This is a genomic window from Donghicola sp., assembly GCF_025210255.1.
GTDB classification, from domain to species: Bacteria; Pseudomonadota; Alphaproteobacteria; order Rhodobacterales; family Rhodobacteraceae; genus Donghicola; species Donghicola eburneus.
The window spans coordinates 155,517-174,208 of sequence record NZ_JAOARZ010000026.1 but is presented as its reverse complement, the minus strand read 5'-3'; the positions used below and the strand labels follow the sequence as shown (position 1 = coordinate 174,208).

The window sequence follows — 18,692 nt, the reverse complement described above, 5'->3', positions numbered from 1 at the left end:
ATGAAAATTGCTGTTCTGGATGACTATGCCCGCGTGGCGAAAGACTATGCGGACTGGGACCGGCTGGACGCCGAAATCGTATTTTTTCACGAGGCGCTGCCCGATCCCGCCGCAGAGTTGCGGGGCTTTGACATCATTTGCTTGATGCGCGAACGCACACCCTTCCCTGCGGCACTGATCGACGCGCTGCCTGACCTAAAGCTTATTGTCACCACGGGCCCCAGAAACCTGTCCATTGACGTCGCCGCCGCCAAGGCAAAAGGTATCCATGTTTGCGGTACCGGCTCGCGAAAAACTACGACATCTGAGCTGACCATGGCGCTGATGCTGTCGCTCAGCCGCCGCATCCTGCCTGAAACCGCGCGCCTCAGCTCTGGTGGTTGGCAAGGCGCACCCGGTCGCGATCTGGCGGGGCTTTCGCTCGGGATTGTGGGCCTTGGCAAAATTGGTCAGCAGGTCGCGACCATTGGCAAGGCTTTCGGGATGCAAGTCAGTGCTTGGTCCCCGAACCTGACCCCTGAGCGCGCAGCAGAGGCAGGGGTTACCTTTGCTGCGACACTCCCCGAACTGGCGCAGACGTCTGACGTACTAACTGTGCATATGGTCCTGTCCAAGACGACCCAAGGCCTGATCGGCTCCGACGCGTTCGAAGCCTTGCCCGACGGCGCAATATTTTTGAACACTTCGCGCGCAGGGCTCGTCGATCGCGCTGCCCTTTTCGAAGGACTTCGCCAAGGCAAACCTGCGATGGCGGGCATAGACGTCTTCGAAGACGAACCGCTGAGCGCGGATGACCCGTGGCGCAAAGCGAGTGCAGAGTTCGGCCAACGACTGCTGCTAACCCCGCATCTTGGCTACGTCACCGAAGCCACGTGGCGCCTCTTCTACGAAGACACTGTCGACGCGATCGAGCACTTCGTGGCAGGCACCCCGATCCGAACGCTTTGATTTCAGCGGTTGCTGCATGAGGGATCAGTCCACTATACTATCACGATGCAGCAAGATGACCTGGATCAGAAAATTGGCGCGCGGATCAAGACCGAGCGCGAAAGCCGGAACTGGTCGCTGACCGATCTGGCGGAGCGGGCCGGTGTCTCTCGGGCGATGATCCACAAGATCGAACGGGGCGGCAGCAGCCCAACCGCCAAGCTTCTCAGCAAGCTCTCGGGCGCGCTTCAGATGACCATGTCCACCCTGATGGCACGCGCCGAGGCTGATGGTGGCCAGCTCTTACGGCGGCAGGACCAGTCCGTTTGGACCGACCCTGAGACCGGATATATACGCCGACATGTGTCGCCGCAGACCCAGCTGCCACTGGACCTCGTCGAAGTGACCTTGCCCGCTGGCGCTCGCGTGCCGATACCCGCTGCGGCCTATGCTTTTTCAGAGCATCTCATCTGGGTCATAGAGGGCAGCCTTGTGTTCCACGAAGGCGATGTGCGTCACGCCCTAGAAGTCGGCGATTGCCTGCACCTTGGACCGCCCACTGATTGCATTTTTGAGAATGCGGGTGAAGCGCCCTGCACCTACGCCGTGATCGTTTTGCGCCGCCCACCGCCATTGACGCAAAATCCACAATAGTAAACACTCTTCTCATCTCAGCAGGAGTCGGGCCATGCAGATCAGAGACGCTTTGGAAAGTGACCTCCAAGGGATTACGGACATCTACAATCATGCCGTCGCCCACACGACTGCCATCTGGAACGAGCGCGAAGTCGATCTGGAAAACCGCCGCACGTGGTTCAATGACCGCGCCGCTGCAGGCTATCCAATCCTCGTCGCTACGAATGGCTCTGACGTTTTGGGCTACGCGTCCTTCGGGGACTGGCGCGCATTTGACGGGTTTCGCCACACAGTCGAGCATTCGATTTATGTCCGTGTGGACCAACACGGCCAAGGCACTGGCCGAGCATTGATGGAGGCTCTAATCACCCGCGCTCGATCAATCGGAAAACACGTAATGGTCGCGGGAATAGAAGCGGGCAACGCAGGCTCGATCCACCTGCACGAAAAGCTTGGGTTCAAACAAGTCGCCCACATGTCACAGGTCGGCACCAAGTTCGGACGCTGGCTGGATCTGGCGTTCCTGCAACTCACCCTCGACGCGCGCGATGATCCAGACGATATAGGGCAGCGCTAATGAACACCTACATGCTGCTATTGATCGCTGCGGGTGCGGGTTTGGTGTTGCAGAACATCCTGATGGCGCGGATTACCGATCTGACCTCGACGATCCTGTTTGCCCTTGCGCTCAATTCAGCTGTGGGTCTGGTTTTGCTCTCTACATTGCTCTTGCGAAAGGTTGGGCTTGGCGGGCTGGCAGAGGTCTTGCACGTCCTAAAACCATGGGCGCTTGTGCCCGGAATTTTGGGGTCATTCTTCGTTTTCGCCAGCATTACAGGGTATGCGCAGCTCGGGGCGGCCGCGACCATCTCTATCCTGGTGGCCAGTCAGCTCATCTTTGGTTTGGGGTGGGACATTCTGAAAGCAGAGCGGTTTGACCTGCACCAGATTGGCAGCGCGGCCTTTGGCGCGCTTCTGTTGCTGAGCGGAGCCTATCTGATCATCACCCGAAGCCCCTAAAGCCGCCTATCCTCTGGGCAGTATGGCCAGACCTGCCCGCTATGGCGGCGCGCAGCGGCCCTGCACTTCTTGCAAGTCGGACCGCGCCCTAACACTCTGGCCGCAAGTATAGACAGCAGGACACCCTCTGATGAGCTACTCTCACACATTCGGCGCAACCCGCTGGACGTTCGACGACCTCCGCCGTCTGATGGCCTGCGCTACGCCGCACCGCTCCGGTGATGTTCTGGCAGGGATCGCCGCCCAAAGCGCCGAGGAGCGCATCGCGGCGCAGTATTGCTTGGCAGACCTGCCGCTCAAGGCATTTTTGGACGAGGCATTGATCCCCGAGGTTCAGGACGACGTCTCCGATCTGATTGTGAAACAACTTGATCCAGCGGCCTTTGCCCCCATCGCGCACCTGACCGTAGGGGAGTTTCGGGAATGGCTGTTGGGCGCTGACGGGGCGCAAATCAGTTCTATTGCATGGGGGCTGACACCCGAAATGGCGGCAGCCGTGTCCAAGCTAATGCGGAATGCCGATCTGATCTCGGTCGCGCGAAAAATTCAGGTCGTGCGAGCGTTCCGCACCACGGTCGGTCTGCCGGGCACGATCGCGGGCCGGAACCAGCCGAACCACCCCACGGACGATCCCTTGGGGATCGCGATCAGTGCGGTAGACGGGCTGGTCTATGGCTCTGGTGACGCGGTCATCGGAGTGAACCCTGCCACCGACGGCATCACCGAATACATTCGAACCGCACGCATGCTGGACGAATTGCGACTTGCCTTTGATATGCCGGTTCAATCCTGTGTGCTGGGACATGTGACAACCGCGATTGAGGCGATGAACCTTGGTGCGCCAGTGGATCTGGTGTTCCAATCCATCGCTGGCAGCGAAGCCGCAAATGCCGGATTTGGGGTCACCCTCGCTCATCTGACCGAAGCGCAGGAGGCCGCGCGCGCCCTGAACCGTGGAACGGTAGGGCTGGACGTCATGTATTTTGAAACAGGCCAAGGGGCGGCGCTGTCTTCGAACGGGCATCACGGTGTAGATCAGCAAACCATCGAAACCCGCGCCTATGCAGTCGCAAGGGCCTATGACTGTCTGCTGGTGAATACTGTGGTCGGGTTTATCGGGCCAGAGTACCTGTACGACGGCAAGCAGATCATTCGAGCAGGGCTCGAAGACCACTTTTGCGGTAAATTGCTAGGCGTACCGATGGGCGTTGACGTCTGCTACACCAACCATGCCGAAGCGGATCAAAACGACATGGATATTCTGCTACACGCGCTGGCAAATGCGGGTGTGAACTTTGTGATCACCGTGCCGGGCGCGGACGACATCATGCTGAATTATCAGAGTCTGTCTCATCACGATCTGGCCCAACTACGCGAAACTCTGGGCCTAACCGCGGCGCCAGAGTTCGCGAAATGGCTGGCTGAGAAAGATATTATCGACGCCCAAGGTCGCACGACCGGAGCGCAAACTTGGCTACAGGGCAGCGCTGGTCAATTGCTGGAGATGGCGCAATGAGCACTCCCCCCGATCTGCCCCGCCGTATCTTCACCTCAGACACGCTGGAGCGTCTGAAGCGTTTCACGGACGCGCGCATCGGACTCGGCCAAGCTGGGGCGGCACAGCCCACCAAGACCGTTTTGCGGTTCGCCTTGGATCACGCCAAAGCCCGCGATGCGATCTCGTCTGAGTTCGATATCGACGGCCTGACCCAAGCATTAGCCAATAGCCCATGGCCCCTTATCGCGGAGTCGGCGGTCACGTCGCGCGAGGAATATCTCACACGTCCGGACCTTGGCCGTGTCCTATCCGAAGCCTCGCAAGATGCTTTGGAGCAAGCAGGCACGAAATGTGACCTGTGCATCGTCGTGGGCGACGGGTTGTCATCGCTTGCCGTGAACCAAAACGCCGCCCCCTTGATCAAGGCGCTCACAGAGCGGCTACCGAATGACCTAAAGCTCGGCACCGTCTTGCTGAGGAATGGCCGTGTCGCAACTGGTGACAAGATCGCCTTGGCCCTCAAGGCCAAGGCGGTGCTGACACTGATCGGCGAACGACCAGGCCTGTCTGCAGCAGATTCTTTGGGCGCCTATCTGACTTGGAAGCCCCGAGTGGACACCCGGGATTCGGAGCGCTACTGCGTGTCCAACATTCGCAAGGGCGGGATGGAAACAGGCGCTGCAGCCGATTTGATCAGGACCTTGTTCGACCAAAGCCGCTTGGCAGGTCGCAGCGGAGTCGCCCTGCCAAGTCCCGATTGATCAAACGGCTTCGCGCGTCACGCGACACAATACAGCGTCGTGATCGGATAGAACTTGGCCAGTCGCATCAGACGCTATCAAGACACTCTCAGTAGTTTGCAGGCCACGCGTTGCGAACCAATCAAGTTTCATCCGGCGCTCGGGGTGACGCGTGATCAGGCTGGGGCGCGTGGTCATGCCTTCTGGCGTACCGGACCACGAGTAGCCGCGCGCCTGTGCCCCCGCAAACAGAGTCTCAGACTGCCAGCTGTAGTCAGGCGGGACGTGGTTTCCAGTATTTAGGTCGCCGCCAATGATTACCGGCGTATCAGGCGCAAAGCGGTCAATCGCATCGAGCAATCGGTCGAACTGTTCTTTTCGATGTTCAGGGCCAGCATTGCTTTCCAGATGAGTTGAGACAACGCAGAGCGACCCTGTCTCTGTGTCAACCACCGCCATGAGCGCCATCCGGCCACCAACGCGCGGCTGTCCAGGGTCCGCGCCGAAGTCAGGGCAAAACCAATGGCCGTGATCATCGAGACGGAGCATCTCTACACGCTTGAAAGGCGTGCGTGACAGGATCGCGTTACCATGCCAACCCCGCGCATTATGATCATCTTCACAGAACTCAAGTTCCGTGGGGCTGCCAAGCCCAAGCTCAAGGAATTCCACCCCGAAAGCGTAGTGCAGCCCCAACGCGTCAGCCATATCGGCGGTGGTGTGGCGCTGCTGGGTGCGTGCCATGCCGCAGTCAACTTCGGACAACAGGGCGACATCGGCCCCGTGCGCAGCCACTTGCGCCGCTGTTTCTTCGGGAAAGAGGCAACGCTCCACATTCCACGCGATGATGCGCGGATCGGCAGGCAAAGGGGTCGAAGGCCCCTGCCCGCCCACCTGAACCGCGTTCATGCAGTCCAGATCAGCGAGTAAGACGCGATGCGCCGTAGCGGTACGCGGGGCGATGCGGATTGCATCAATCTGCGCCTCCGTCGCTGGAGGCAAAACATCAACAACGCGGGTCATAGGCGGCGCCCCGTCGCAGTGTCAAAGAGCGAGACAGCATCGGGTTTGATTGACGCGGTCATCGGGCCGATAGCGGCGGGGAAGTCTTTGGCGACGTGAATGGTGACGGGCTGCTCTGCCATGTGCCCATGCAGCAAACGATGGGCGCCTAGCTCTTCGATGATGTTGACGTTGATCGCCAAGGGACCGGTGACATCGGGTACAATGTCTTCGGGGCGGATGCCGACGGTAACTTTGCCCTGATGGGCATGACGATGCAGCGGGGTGCTGCCCACATGGACCTCGGACCCATTTGCGTGGCCATCGAACAAGTTCATCGGCGGTGCGCCCATGAAACTGGCGACAAAGGTCGATGCGGGGCTGTGATACACCTCTGACGGGGTCCCAATTTGCTCGATTACGCCGCCGTTCATCACGATGATGCGGTCGGCCATAGTCATCGCCTCGACCTGGTCGTGGGTCACGTAGACGGCGGTGACGCCGAGACGACGTTGCAGGGCCTTGATCTCTATCCGCATCTGGTTGCGCAGCTTCGCATCTAGGTTCGACAGAGGTTCGTCGAACAGGAACAGCGCAGGATCACGAACGATGGCGCGCCCCATGGCGACGCGCTGACGCTGGCCGCCCGACAACTGACTGGGCTTGCGATCCAGATAGTCTTTCAGGTTCAGCATGTTGGCTGCTTCGGCGACTTTGGCGTCAATCTCGGCGCTGGGGATTTTGCGGTTCTTCAGCCCGTAGCCGATGTTCTTTCGGACCGTCATGTGCGGGTACAGCGCGTAGTTCTGGAACACCATCGCGATGTCTCGGTCGGCGGGGTCCACGTTGTTAACCACGCGGTCCCCAATCCAAAGCTCGCCCGCGCTGATGTCTTCAAGACCCGCGATCATCCGTAGCATCGTGGACTTGCCGCAGCCCGAGGGGCCAACCAGCACCACGAACTCGCCGTCCGCGATGTCAAAGCTGGCGGGTTTCACCGCTTCGAACCCGTTGGGATAGGTTTTGCGGACAGCGTTCAGTTTGACCTGTGCCATGGGAAAATTCCTTACTTGTCGGATTCCGTGAGGCCCTTGACGAACCAGCTCTGGAAGAAAATGACGATGAGAACGGGGGGCAGGATCGCGATCAAGGCCAAGAGGTTGGACCGGCCATATTCCGGCAGGTTTGTCCCCTCGAGCGCTTGGGTGATCTGCTTGATGCCGCGGACCAGTGTGTACATGCCCTCGTCCGTGGTGATCATGGTGGGCCACAGGTATTGGTTCCATCCGTAGACGAACATGATGATAAACATCGCAGCGATCATAGTGCGCGACAGGGGCACCAGAATATCAACGAAGAACTTGATGGGCCCCGCACCGTCGATGCGAGCGGCTTCGACCAATTCTTCGGGGACAGAACGGAAGAACTGCCGAAAGAAGAAAGTCGCCGTGGCCGAGGCGATGAGCGGAATGATCAGCCCTTGGTAGGTGTTCAGCATCCCCAGCTTCTGCACGATCTCGTAGGAGGGCAGAATGCGGACCTCGAGCGGCAGGAGCAGCGTGGTAAAGATCACCCAGAAGGCCATCGTCGCGAACTTCAGCCGGAAGTAGACGATCGCGTAGGCGGCCATCATCCCGATGAAGATCTTGCCGATCGCAAAGCCAAAGCCGAGGATCATCGAGTTATACAGCATCCTGAGGCCGGTATTTTCGCCGGAAAAGCCGTCGGCCTTGAACATGGCCTTGTCGAAGTTCACGGGCAACTGGTCGCCGAAAACCAGACCCGGTCCGTTCTTCATGGTGTGAACGTCCGTGGTCGAGGCCATTTGCAGTAGCATCACCACGGGCAGGATCATGATCAGCGATCCGATGATCAGGATGGAGTGGTCCAATACCGCGGACCAACGGATACGACGTGTTGAAACAGACATCTGGGGTCCTCAGGTATAGTGGATGCGGCGTTCGACCATGCGGAACTGGAAGATGGTCAGCGCCAGCACCAGCACCATCAGGATCACCGACTGCGCGGACGAGCCGCCAAGGTCATTGCCGCGGAAACCGTCCAGATAGACCTTGTACACAAGGGTCATCGGGTTGTTGCCGGGCTCGCCTTTGAAAGTGGTGTCAAAGATGCCAAAGGTGTCGAACAGCGCGTAGGTGATGTTGATGATCAACAAAAAGAAGCCAGTCGGCGCGAGCAGCGGGAAGGTCACATCCAAGAACCGGCCTGCCGCAGAGCGGTTGTCGATCAACGCGGCCTCTCGGACCGAGCGCGGAATGGACTGCAAGCCCGACAGGAAGAAGATGAAGTTTACCGGCAACTGCTTCCATACTGACATGACGACCAGCGTGAAGGCGGTGTCGAAGTAGTTCACCCCAAGACGGAAATCCCAACCGAACTGCGCGACGAAATCTTTGACCGGACCCCACGATTGGTCGAACAGCACCAAACCGATCACGCCGGCGACGGGGGGCGCAACCGCGTAGACCCACATGAGCAGCGTGCGATAGGTCTTGGCCCCGCGAATGACTTTGTCCGCTTTGACGGCCAAGAGCAGTGCGATGGCCAGCGACAGGAAGGTCACCAAAGCCACAAAAATCACCGTAAACCATGCCGCCCGCAGGTACGACGCGGAGTCCAGCAGCATGGTGTAGTTCTTGATCCCCACAAAGGTTTCGCCAAATCCGAAGGGGTCCTGCAGGAAGAATGAGGATCGGACCGCATGGGCGGCAGGCCAGTAGAAGAAAATAACGATGATGGTCAGCTGGGGCAGCAGGAACAGAACCGGCAGCCAACGGTCGGAAAATCCGGCACGTTTCATGAGCCCTCCGTACGTATGAACAGAAGAGGCGGCCGCATGGTCGCGGCCACCTCTGGAACTGGCAGGTTGATTAGTTCTGGGTCATCGCGAAGCGCGAGAGCAGCTCGTTCGCTTCGGTTTCGATGGTCTCGAACGCAGCCTCAACCGAGGTTTCGTCGGTCAGGATGCGGCCGAACTCGCGGTTCATCACGTCGCGGATCTGCGGGTAGAAGCCCATCCGGTAGCCTTTGGTGTTCTCGCCCGACGCCAGCGACAGCTGCTGGATGCCAACTTCGGCAGCTGGGAAGCGGTCGTAGTGGCCGTCTTCTTTTGCCAGCTCGTAAGCTGCGGTGGTGATCGGAACGTAGCCGGTTTCACGGTGCCACATGTACTGAACCTCGGGCGACGTCAGGAATTCAAAGAACGCAGCGGTTGCGGCATTCTCTTCGTCCGACTTGCCAGCCATCGCGAACAACGACGCGCCGCCGATAAAGGTCTGGGTCGGCTCGGTGGTGATTTCTTCCCAGTAGGGTAGATAGGTGGCCGAGAATTCGAACGGCAGGTCTTTTTGCATCAGACCGCCGAACGAACCCGAAGAGCCCATCCAGATCGCAACTTTTCCTTCTTCGAAGGGCGCTTGGTTGTCATCCCACGATGCGCCGTACCAAACGTACTTGCCTTCATCCAGCCACTCTTTGACGTTGGTCCAGTGCATCTTCATCTCGTCGCTGTTGACGAGGATCTGAGTGTCGGTGCCAGTGTAACCGTTGTCGTTCGTCGCAAACGGCAGATGGTGACGCGACATAAAGTTTTCGACGAAAATCCAAGGCGAGTGCGACTGCGCCAGCGGGATATAGCCTGCTTCGATCAGAGCGGGCGCGGTGGTGGTTTCGAACTCTTCCCAAGTCTTGGGCGCTTCGACGCCAGCCGCTGCCAGAGCGTCTACGTTGAAATACATGATGGGCGAAGACGAGTTGAAGGGCATGCCAATCATCTTGCCATCCGCATCGGCGTAGAAATAGCGCACGCCCGAGATGTAGTCATTGATGTCAAAGTCAGCGCCGTTTTGGGTCAGCAGGTCCTGAACGGGGATAGTTGCGCCCTTGGCACCAATGACAGTCGCGGCGCCCGCGTCGAACACCTGCATGATGTTGGGCTGCTCGCCTGCGCGGAACGCAGCGATACCAGCGGTCAGAGTCTCTTCGTACGAGCCCTTGAAGACGGGCGTGATGCTGTATTCATCTTGGCTGTCGTTAAAGTCAGTCGCGATCTGGTTGACGGTTTCCCCCAGTGCGCCGCCCATAGCGTGCCACCACGTAATTTGGGTTTCGGCGAAAGCTGCGTTCGAGGCCAGCATCAGCGCAAGGCTGGAGACGATGGAAAGACGCTTCATTGAACTCATCCGGTTTTTATGCCCCGCAGGGCGGTCAAAAGGGCTGCGTCCCAGTGGGCGCAACGGTTTTGCCCACACGGTGTGCTGGCCTTTTTCGACCTTGCCCCCGATGTGCACACGTGTTCACATAATCGCCACATGTAACGGCTAGATGTCGGAACGACGAAGTTTTTCCAAAAGGCCAAAAATGGACAGTGACGCGAAACGCAGGGTAACCGCTGCCGATGTCGCCAAACGAGCTGGTGTGTCCCGCTCTGCGGTATCGCGCGCCTTTACGGACGGCGCCTATCTTGCGCCCGCCAAGCGCGCGCTGATACAGGCCGCCGCCCATGAGCTTGGATATCGCCCAAATGCCATGGCCGCTGGCTTGCAAGGGCGCCGCTCTAATCTGATCGCGATTTTCGTGGGGGAAATGGCCAATGAGTACGACAAAGAGGTCGCGGCCAAGCTGATCAGCGGCCTGAATGAAGCAGGAAAATGGCCGATCGTGATCGGTGGCAGCGGGGACGCAGCGCGTGATGCCGTCGACAATGTCCTTAGGTATCCACTGGAAGCAATGATCTTGCGGTCCGGTAGCCTGTCCACCGACATCTCCGAAGCCTGCGGCAAACTAGGGATCCCCGTGATCGCCAGCGGGCGCGTTCTGGACGCCGCAGGAGTCGATAATGTCTGTTGCCGCAATCACGAAGGCATGGCGAAGGGCACAGAACTTCTGATCCAGCGCGGTCGCTCACGGTTCGGATACATCGGCGGGCCTGCAGGTTTTGGTGCTTCGGCGGAACGCAAGTCGGGCGTGATCGAGACTTTGGACATGTCGGGCCTCGCGCTTCACGCCGATGCGACTGGCGCGTTTACCGTCCAAAGCGGCTACGATGCTGTAATGTCTCTGCCAAATTGCGCAGCTCTCGACGCGCTGATCTGCGCGAATGACGCCATGGCTATTGGCGCGTTGGGCGCGCTTCGCGAGCGCGGGCGAACTGTCCCCGAGGATATCTCTGTCATCGGCTTTGACGACATTAGCATGGCAAAATGGCCATCGATCCAACTCACAACCCTGCGCAACCCGATCAACGGCCTGGTTTCATCGATACTCGACCTATTAGACCGCCGGCAGACCAATCCCGCCAAGGCGTCAGAGATGATCTGGCTCGACGCGGAGGTCATCCTCCGCGCCACACACTGACCAAATCAAACAGGTATCATAGGTCCTCAGGCTCCATCACGGTCATCACCCGCACATCAACGCCGGGCAAAGCGTCGACCAGCGGCTGCGCTGATTGCTCCAAAATCGGGAAGGTGCCGTAATGGCAGGGGATCACAGTCTTGAAGTCAAAGAACCGTTTTGCTGCGTAGGCCACGCCTTCCATATCCATGGTAAAATGGCCGCCCGCACACAAGATCCCCACGTCCGGTTTATAGCGGTCAGCGATGATATCCATCTCCATCGTCACATCGGTATCGCCGGAGAAGTAGATGCTGTGCCCCTCTCCCTTGATAACGAAGCCAGCTTCGCCACCCGCGTAAAGTGGCGTATCGGTGAAATCGATGGACGAAGAGTGAACCGCCGTCACCATAGAGACTGAGACATCGCCGATCTTCACAGTGCCCCCTTTGCCAAATCCGGTAACCTCGACCCCTTGACCCGCGAGCCAATTCGACAGTTCGTGAATGCAGTAGACCGGCACCCCGAGCTCTTTGGAAATAGCGATGACATTCGAAGCATGATCCCCATGGCCATGAGACAGCAAAATGCCCGTCACACCATTGAGCGCGTCAGCCCGACGCTCTTCGGGGAAACTCGGGTTGCCAGCGAGCCACGGATCAATCAGCAGGGACTGCCCCGCGATATCCAATCGAAAACCAGAATGCCCTAACCACGTGATCTTCATATCATCCTCCGAAACAGGTTCGCGTCGAGGCTAGCGCACTGCCACAAGCAAGCAAGTCCGATCTGATTGAACACAACGCAGAGGCGATTGCAGGCTTCCTAAGCCCATCAGAAACAGCCGTCCGCGCCCAAGAAAAAACCGGCCACCAACTAAGTTGGCGACCGGTCAACGTCATAAAATAAATTGTCCGAAACTGTATAGGACGAGACAGTATGACGACGGACTGACAAACAAGAGACACTAAAAAACGTTGCGTGCCGAAACCTGAATTAACTTTTTGGTAATAACTTGGTATCATTTAGGATAGTAAGGTATTCCATACCATATCTACGAAAATTACACCCAACATACTGCAAATACTTACTTAATTTAAATAATCGCAACTATTTCATCAAAAAACTGAAGCACCCGATACATTTTCCGGGGAGAAATTCAGCGGAATCCGTTTACTTTTCACGCCAAAAGTTGACGTAAGGGCATTGCGCGTCAACTTTTCGCAGCCGAGCCAGAACGCAACTGCATCCGAACGAATCAAATTTCGCAAAAGCGATGTTACAGATACACGATAAAGGTGTGCCGAGCTCAACAAGCGCAGTGTCACTCCGCGCCTCAAACGGGAGCACGCTTGCGCTAAGACGGCCGGCATGAGACGGTCCGCGCTATGCTGACCTACGACGTTTCCCTAGCTTTCATCGGTATTGCCACGCTTCTGGCTTGGGTACCCGGACCGGACAATCTGTTTGTTCTGACGCAATCGGCGCTTTGCGGGCCGCGGGATGGCATCCTCGTGACAGTGGGACTTTGCCTCGGGTTAGTGGGCCACACGGTAGCCGTCGCGATGGGCGTCGCGGTTGTCTTTCAACAGTCCGAGATGGCCTTTAATCTGCTAAAGTACGCGGGCGCCGCGTATCTGGTCTATCTCGCCTACCAAGCCCTGCTCGCGAAACCCGAACGGCTGGCGAACACGGGGATCGCGAAACGTTCAGCCAAGGCGATGATTTTGCGCGGTGTGGTTATGAACTTGACCAATCCCAAGGTTGCGATCTTCTTTCTCGCGTTCCTACCGCAATTTACTGACCAGTCTCGCGGCAGCGTGGCCGGACAAATAATGCTGTTGGGCGGCCTGTTCATCCTTTGCGCGTTTGCATCCTTTGCAACCATTTCTCTCGTGGCGGGCGGTCTCAGCCGCTGGCTTCGGGGGTCGCCGTGGGGGCAAACCCTATTAAACCGCGCTGCGGGCATCGTTTTTCTGAGCCTAGCGGTCAAATTGGCGACATCGCAGCGCTAGCTTATCACAACATCGTTTTCTCGCGCCAAACGTCTCCGGTCGCATGCATCAAGGCCCCGTGGTCGAGCACCTCGATCTTTGTCGGGCTGAACAATGCTATAATCCCCAACTTCGCGAATGCTCTGATCTGGCGCGACACAGTCTCCATCTTGAGCCCCAACAGGGTGCCGATCCGATCGCGTGTCAGACGCAAATCAATCACAGGGCTGTCCGGATGATCGGAATGACGCGACAGCTTTAGGATCAGAGTGGCTACGCGTTCTGGCGCGGTCTTGCGCCCGAGCAAGGTGTACCACTCGCGGGTGGCCTGCAATTCTGACGCAACAAGATCCAGATAATTCAGCTGCAGCTTGGGAAACCGCCGCAACAAGGCGTCAAACTCTGGCGCAGAGCACCCCAAGATCTCTGTCAGGCCCACAGCCATTGAGTGGATCGCTGCTGTGCGCGGCCCCTCAAGGATCAACAAGTCGTTCGGCAGTAGTAGCCCGACCGTGCTGACCTGATCCCCCTGCTTTGCAATCCGCGCTACAGCGCCGGCTAAAATGATCCCGACCAAAGGCACATCATCTGCAGCGATCAAAGCATCGTCCTTAAAGCGATGGCATGACATCACGCTTCCAATCTCTGCGATGTCAGAAAGAGGAAGACCCGCGAACAGGGGATGATCGAATGGCAAAGGCCCAGCGCCCGTCAACGGGAGAGCTGTCGCTTCGGACAGCGGTGTCAGAGCATTCATAGGAATATCCTGAAAATAGAATGAGGGTGCGCCCTACACGGCGCGAAAATCTGGAAAATTCTGGTCTCTCCAAGAACCGAACGCAGCAGCGCTGGCGCGGCCTAGGAGTAGCACGCTGCCCTTAGGCGCGCGGCGGTGCTCTTGTTTGGGGTAGCGCATAGCCCCCCATAAGCGCGGCGCGCTCTAGGCGCGGCAGGTAGACTTGCCGCTCGTACCGCAGGGTCGTTGCAATTGGCGAAGGAATGGGTTCAGCCAAAATAAAAGCTGACACCAAGCGGCAGGCATTACACTTGGCCTTGCCCGACAGCAGATCGTCCCCACACAAAGTGTCTTCTGCTCCGATAGATCGGTAGAAGCTTGCGAGCGCCTGATCATCGGCGGACGCAAAGTGGTGGCCAAACGCAGTGCTTACCAGCCCGAAGGCCAGCAGCGCTGTCAGCGCGAAAGCGCGGAATCGTATAAACCAAAACACCATACCTTGAATTAACACCGCCATTTCAACGAGGTAATCGGATAACATGACGCAGAGCGACACCCTGCCGCATGATGAGTCAGCCGCCGGACGGAACACCGGTGTCACGATCGTTGCGGATCGAAACCTCTGCGGCGTTACAAATTTCCTGCAATGCGGGCTTTAGCCCCTCTTCCAGAGTAGGATGATAAATGGGCATCGACAGCAGGTCGTGAGCCGTCATTTCCTTGGTCACCGCCCAAGCGATTAGATGGCCCAAATGCTCGGCGCCCGGACAGCACAAATCGGCGCCTACAAGACACCCGTCAGGAGCAGATGCATAGAGCACCGCCAGACCTTGGTTCTCGCCCTCGACCGTCGCACGCCCTTGGCTCGAGTAATCGGCAACCGCGCTGAAATCCACGTCGTTCGGTCCGGTCCCGACGGATACAAGTGCTGGTTCGGTAAATGTCATCGTCAACACGACAGAGCGCGCGGACTCGATCACAGCAGGATGCGCCGCCGCGTTCAAGCCCGCAATGCCGCCCTCGTCAGACGCTTCGTGCAAGACGGGCCGCGCGGCATTCGCGTCACCCGCAACAAAGATCGCGCTGTGCTCGCACTGCATGGTGTCCGGGTTAATTTTGGGCATGCCTTGGTCGTCTAACGTCAGGCCCGTCACTTCTAGATTCAATCCATCCATGCTCGGCGGTCGGCCCGTCGCAACCAGCACACGGTCAAAGACTTCGGACTGGTTGTTCCAACTGAGCCGGATGCCTTCGTCCGCCTCTTCTGGCGATGGTGTCACGCCGAGGTGCAGGTCCAAATCCTCCATCAGAGCGCTTTTGAGGGCGTCGTGCACCCCATCATGACGCACCTGAGCCAGCCGCGTGTCTGCATCAAACAGGCGCACACGGACCCCCAGACGCGCCATCGCTTGCGCCAACTCCACACCAATGACGCCGCCACCGATGACGGCAAGGCTTTCTGGCAAATCCTCTAACTCAAAGATCGTCTGGTTGGTCAGAACACGGTCCCCAAGACCCTGATAGGGTTCCGGCACCGAGGGCGCCGATCCGGTTGCAATAACGATTGCCTTGGCTTCAATCTGGTCGCCATTGTCCAAGGACAGCGTTGACGGCCCAGTGAATGTTGCCCGCCCTTCGATGCAGGTCCCATCGGGCAAATCGGCAAAGCTCTTGCGGGTCGCACGCGCGAACCGGTCGCGATGGTAGCGCAGACGCTCCATCACAGCGGGCCCGTCAATCTGCACCTCACCGACCATGACGCCAAACTCATCCGCTTGGCGCGCACGTTCGGCGCTGCGGGCCGCCGCAATCAAAAGCTTTGAGGGCATGCACCCAACCGTCGCGCAAACGGTCCCAGCGAAATAGGGGTCAATCAGCATCGTGTGCGCACCGTGGCGCCGTGCATTCCGTTCAGCCGCGAGCCCAGCCGTACCAGCACCGATGATGGCAACATCACATTCTAGAACACTCATTGGGAACCTTTCCGGTCGCTCGCGCGGCCCTTGTATCTCAGTAGGTCAACGGGTGCGGTATGGGACAAGTTCCCTGTGATACATGATTCAATTTCGCCTTTTCCTTCGCTTGGGTTTCGCGTTTTATCGGCGGGTCAGCCGCAGGAGCCCGTAATGACTGCCACCCCCGCGACCAAGGCCTTGGACAAAGCTAAAATCATCTATGACGTGCATCTTTATGATTATGAGGGCGGTCATCAAATCGGCGAGCACGCCGCAGAGGCGATCGGCGCCGACCCAGCGCGGGTATTCAAAACCTTGATGCTCGAAGTGGATGGCAAACCAGGATGCGTGGTGATCCCAGTTGCCGCGACAGTCAAGATGAAGCGTGCAGCGAGCGCATTGGGCGGCAAGTCTGCGCAGATGATGGAGGTCCCGAAGGCCGAGCGCCTGACAGGCTTCCGAGTGGGCGGGATCAGCCCTTTTGGCCAGAAAAAGCGCGTGCCGACCGCCTTCGACTCAAGCGCGCTGGATCACGAGCGGATCATTCTGAACGGAGGCCAACGTGGCGTCATGGTCGAGCTCACGCCCCAGACGGCGATCGATCAGCTGAACGCAAAGTACGCGGACCTGATCGGTTAGGCTTAATCAATTCGCGCGGGTGACCAGTTTTACAGTCTGAAACCCAGTCTCACCGATTTGCCCCATCAGCTTGGCCAGCGCAGCGCCGTCCGCGGCGCCATCAACCCGTAAAAGCAGCACGGGGCCCGTCTCATCGCAGGCAACCTCTTGGCAATGGCTTTCACACGCCGCCGCCAAAGCCTTTAGCGCGCTGTCGCCTTCGGCATCAGCATACCCGAGCGTGCCCTCAGGACTGATATGCAGCGTAAAGGTGCCCTCGGCCGGGGTCTCGTTCTCTGCCTCGGGCGGGGTCACCTCAAAGGGGGCGGGCGGCGCGATCTGCGCCGTCATGAGAAAGAAGATTAGCAAAAGAAAGACAATGTTGATCATGGGCACGACACTCTCAGAGCGCGGCCGTTGCGCAGGCATTTCGAACTGCATCTGACTACTCCACCAACACGAGCCGAGAAAAACCTGCCTCGGACAAGGATTGCATAACCGCCACCACCGCCTGCACGTCCGCGCCATCCTTGGACCGCAACACAATCGTGTCCTCGGGACTTTCCGTCAGGGCTTCAATCTGGCTGGCCAAACGCTCTGGGTCTGTTGTCTGACCGTTCAAGCGAACGCCCTCAGGAGTGATGTCCACCAGACGCGGCGGACCAAAATACGCACGCTCCGCCCCCTGCCCCGCCAAGTTCAGCGGGATTTCCATGTCGATGCCAAAGCGGGAGGCCAGCATGAAGAACACCAACAGCAAGAACACCACATCGATCATCGGCGTCAGACTGGGGGTCCGCTTGCGGCGGGGTTGGGCAAAGTCGAACATCTTAGTGCGCGGCTAGGAAGACACGCGTTGCACCGTCCTCGAGCTGCAACCGCAGGCGATCAGCCACAGACTCGAACCACGTCAGAGCAACAGAGGCGGGAATCGCAACTGCCATGCCCGCAGCTGTGGTCAACAGCGCCTCCCAAATACCGCCGGCAAGCATGGCGGGGTCCGCGCGGCTGCCCGCTTCTTGCAAGGCCTGAAAGGCCGAGATCATACCGAGAACCGTACCCAGCAGTCCGAGCAGCGGTGCAATCGTCGCCACCAATTCCAGCGGTCGCAACCCAGAGCGCAGATCGGACAACAGCAAGCGCGCCACACGCTCTGTCTCTTCGCGGGCATCGGTTTCTGCATCAGGCCCCTGTTTCATCGAAAGCATGGCCGTTCGCACCAATTTCGCACGGACGCCCTTGCGGCCAGTCAGCAGATCAATCGCTTCGGCCTCTGCACCTCTTTGCCACAGGTTTAGCGCCCGCTCGGTCCGGCTGCCACCGCTCCATGCGCCGCTCAGGACCAGTCGCCAAACCTTCCATAAGATGAGCGCCAAGGTCAGCACAGACAGCAACGCCAACGCCCAGATAGAAGGCCCACCAAGGCGAATAAATTCAGTCAGTTCGGCCAGCCGCTCGGTCGAAAGAGTTGCAGACATGTCCATCACGTGCACCTTCTTAATCATATTTTGGGCAGGCGTAATAGCGACCGACTAATTCTGTCAAGTTTAAACCCGAGTAAAAAAATCATCTATCCGAAAATGCAAGATCATCGCCTGCGGCAAGCAAGCGATGATCTGCACACGTTTCCAATTTCTGGGTTTCGACGCTTAATGTGCGTGGAAGGACCCACGACTTCCTCTGGTCTGCGGGTTTGCCGCTGGTTGGAACAAATTCCGCTCCGTTTCGCCGATCTTGCCCAGCGCAAGGAGCAGCTTCATCCGGCGGTCTTTACCGTTTACCGATTTCAGGTTGTCCGCGAGCGTGTCACAGAACCGTTTCCACTGCTCGTCGGAGTTCAAAAGTCTGTTGATTGGCACTTTCTCCACCTCCCACTGATGTTCGCTATAATCAGAATAGTTGGCGCGGAATGAACGGCAATTCTATCTTTGGGCCACAGACCCCGACAAAGCGTCACCCCCTAAATCTTTGGGTACTTCGTCAACTTTTCTTATATATTCCAACGACTTTCGCCATCGTCGAGGCGGAATTTGGAATATCTCGATAATTTTGAATGAAACCAAAGGTTTTCGGAGGCACATGAGTGCGCCATGATGGCACCACCCTATAAAAGCACTCCAGACCGGCAGGTATCTGTGGTGGTGGAAGGCAGATAAAAATTTTACCTGATGAGAAAATTTTTCACGACGCTGCGTAAAAACGCAGCGAAAC

General features: G+C 58.2%; 22 protein-coding genes. 9 read left to right on the top strand and 13 right to left on the bottom strand.

Features of this window, described 5'->3' with window-relative positions; genetic code table 11:
• From N4A58_RS12995 to eutC, 6 genes are all read left to right on the top strand, one after another.
• Positions 1-948 (top strand): D-2-hydroxyacid dehydrogenase family protein, encoded by a 948-nt coding sequence (locus N4A58_RS12995; protein ID WP_293710245.1) that lies wholly within the window; start codon positions 1-3, stop codon positions 946-948.
• Between the two features lie 45 nt (positions 949-993).
• Positions 994-1,581: an XRE family transcriptional regulator gene (locus N4A58_RS12990; RefSeq protein ID WP_293710244.1), complete on the top strand. Its 588-nt coding sequence runs from the start codon at positions 994-996 to the stop codon at positions 1,579-1,581.
• 34 nt (positions 1,582-1,615) lie between these two features.
• A complete protein-coding gene (locus N4A58_RS12985; RefSeq protein WP_293710242.1) occupies positions 1,616-2,140 on the top strand; it encodes a GNAT family N-acetyltransferase in 525 nt (174 codons plus the stop codon).
• Positions 2,140-2,583 (top strand): DMT family transporter, encoded by a 444-nt coding sequence (locus N4A58_RS12980; RefSeq protein WP_293710240.1) that lies wholly within the window; start codon positions 2,140-2,142, stop codon positions 2,581-2,583. The genes N4A58_RS12985 and N4A58_RS12980 overlap by 1 nt, the downstream gene beginning before the upstream one ends.
• A gap of 130 nt (positions 2,584-2,713) precedes the next feature.
• The gene (locus N4A58_RS12975; protein ID WP_293710238.1) at positions 2,714-4,099 is read left to right on the top strand and encodes an ethanolamine ammonia-lyase subunit EutB; all 1,386 of its coding nucleotides are present in this window, start codon (positions 2,714-2,716) and stop codon (positions 4,097-4,099) included.
• Complete coding sequence (gene eutC / locus N4A58_RS12970) at positions 4,096-4,842, top strand: ethanolamine ammonia-lyase subunit EutC (RefSeq protein WP_293710236.1); 747 nt, start codon at positions 4,096-4,098, stop codon at positions 4,840-4,842. Before N4A58_RS12975 ends, eutC begins: the two co-directional genes overlap by 4 nt.
• Here the strand turns inward: eutC and N4A58_RS12965 are convergent, their stop codons facing one another.
• From N4A58_RS12965 to N4A58_RS12945, 5 genes are all read right to left on the bottom strand, one after another.
• A complete protein-coding gene (locus N4A58_RS12965) occupies positions 4,843-5,844 on the bottom strand; it encodes an endonuclease/exonuclease/phosphatase family protein (protein WP_293710234.1) in 1,002 nt (333 codons plus the stop codon).
• The gene (locus N4A58_RS12960; protein ID WP_293710232.1) at positions 5,841-6,878 is read right to left on the bottom strand and encodes a sn-glycerol-3-phosphate import ATP-binding protein UgpC; all 1,038 of its coding nucleotides are present in this window, start codon (positions 6,876-6,878) and stop codon (positions 5,841-5,843) included. The genes N4A58_RS12965 and N4A58_RS12960 overlap by 4 nt, the downstream gene beginning before the upstream one ends.
• An 11-nt stretch (positions 6,879-6,889) precedes the next feature.
• Positions 6,890-7,753, bottom strand: a complete 864-nt coding sequence (locus tag N4A58_RS12955; protein WP_293710230.1) for an ABC transporter permease subunit — start codon at positions 7,751-7,753, stop codon at positions 6,890-6,892.
• A gap of 9 nt (positions 7,754-7,762) precedes the next feature.
• Positions 7,763-8,644, bottom strand: coding sequence for an ABC transporter permease subunit (locus N4A58_RS12950; RefSeq protein ID WP_293710228.1), 882 nt, complete (start codon positions 8,642-8,644; stop codon positions 7,763-7,765).
• A gap of 70 nt (positions 8,645-8,714) precedes the next feature.
• Entirely contained in the window at positions 8,715-10,016 is a 1,302-nt protein-coding gene (locus N4A58_RS12945) for an extracellular solute-binding protein (protein ID WP_293710226.1), read from the bottom strand.
• Between the two features lie 187 nt (positions 10,017-10,203).
• Here N4A58_RS12945 and N4A58_RS12940 point away from each other — a divergent pair, with 187 nt between their 5' ends.
• Positions 10,204-11,199 (top strand): LacI family DNA-binding transcriptional regulator, encoded by a 996-nt coding sequence (locus tag N4A58_RS12940; protein WP_293710224.1) that lies wholly within the window; start codon positions 10,204-10,206, stop codon positions 11,197-11,199.
• A 16-nt stretch (positions 11,200-11,215) separates the two neighbouring features.
• On the opposite strand, the gene N4A58_RS12935 is transcribed toward N4A58_RS12940, so the two are convergent.
• Entirely contained in the window at positions 11,216-11,905 is a 690-nt protein-coding gene (locus N4A58_RS12935) for a metal-dependent hydrolase (protein WP_293710222.1), read from the bottom strand.
• Between the two features lie 661 nt (positions 11,906-12,566).
• On the opposite strand from N4A58_RS12935, the gene N4A58_RS12930 reads away from it, so the two are divergent.
• Complete coding sequence (locus N4A58_RS12930; protein ID WP_293710220.1) at positions 12,567-13,193, top strand: LysE family translocator; 627 nt, start codon at positions 12,567-12,569, stop codon at positions 13,191-13,193.
• Between the two features lie 4 nt (positions 13,194-13,197).
• On the opposite strand, the gene N4A58_RS12925 is transcribed toward N4A58_RS12930, so the two are convergent.
• The 3 genes from N4A58_RS12925 to N4A58_RS12915 form a co-directional block, all read right to left on the bottom strand.
• Positions 13,198-13,929, bottom strand: a complete 732-nt coding sequence (locus tag N4A58_RS12925) for a Crp/Fnr family transcriptional regulator (RefSeq protein WP_293710218.1) — start codon at positions 13,927-13,929, stop codon at positions 13,198-13,200.
• Between the two features lie 121 nt (positions 13,930-14,050).
• The gene (locus tag N4A58_RS12920; protein ID WP_293710216.1) at positions 14,051-14,404 is read right to left on the bottom strand and encodes a hypothetical protein; all 354 of its coding nucleotides are present in this window, start codon (positions 14,402-14,404) and stop codon (positions 14,051-14,053) included.
• 76 nt (positions 14,405-14,480) lie between these two features.
• Complete coding sequence (locus N4A58_RS12915) at positions 14,481-15,881, bottom strand: dihydrolipoyl dehydrogenase (RefSeq protein ID WP_293710214.1); 1,401 nt, start codon at positions 15,879-15,881, stop codon at positions 14,481-14,483.
• A gap of 153 nt (positions 15,882-16,034) precedes the next feature.
• Here N4A58_RS12915 and ybaK point away from each other — a divergent pair, with 153 nt between their 5' ends.
• Positions 16,035-16,502 carry a Cys-tRNA(Pro) deacylase gene (gene ybaK / locus N4A58_RS12910; protein ID WP_293710212.1) on the top strand — a complete coding sequence of 156 codons (468 nt, stop codon included), beginning with the start codon at positions 16,035-16,037 and terminating at the stop codon, positions 16,500-16,502.
• A 6-nt stretch (positions 16,503-16,508) separates the two neighbouring features.
• Here the strand turns inward: ybaK and N4A58_RS12905 are convergent, their stop codons facing one another.
• The 4 genes from N4A58_RS12905 to N4A58_RS12890 all read right to left on the bottom strand — a co-directional run bounded on the left by N4A58_RS12905 (position 16,509) and on the right by N4A58_RS12890 (position 18,340).
• Entirely contained in the window at positions 16,509-16,922 is a 414-nt protein-coding gene (locus tag N4A58_RS12905; RefSeq protein ID WP_293710210.1) for a biopolymer transporter ExbD, read from the bottom strand.
• Between the two features lie 4 nt (positions 16,923-16,926).
• Positions 16,927-17,310, bottom strand: coding sequence for a biopolymer transporter ExbD (locus tag N4A58_RS12900; RefSeq protein WP_293710208.1), 384 nt, complete (start codon positions 17,308-17,310; stop codon positions 16,927-16,929).
• 1 nt (position 17,311) lies between these two features.
• A complete protein-coding gene (locus tag N4A58_RS12895) occupies positions 17,312-17,959 on the bottom strand; it encodes a MotA/TolQ/ExbB proton channel family protein (RefSeq protein ID WP_293710206.1) in 648 nt (215 codons plus the stop codon).
• Positions 17,960-18,130: 171 nt separating this feature from the next.
• Positions 18,131-18,340 (bottom strand): hypothetical protein, encoded by a 210-nt coding sequence (locus N4A58_RS12890; protein WP_293710204.1) that lies wholly within the window; start codon positions 18,338-18,340, stop codon positions 18,131-18,133.
• Positions 18,341-18,692 lie beyond the last annotated feature (352 nt).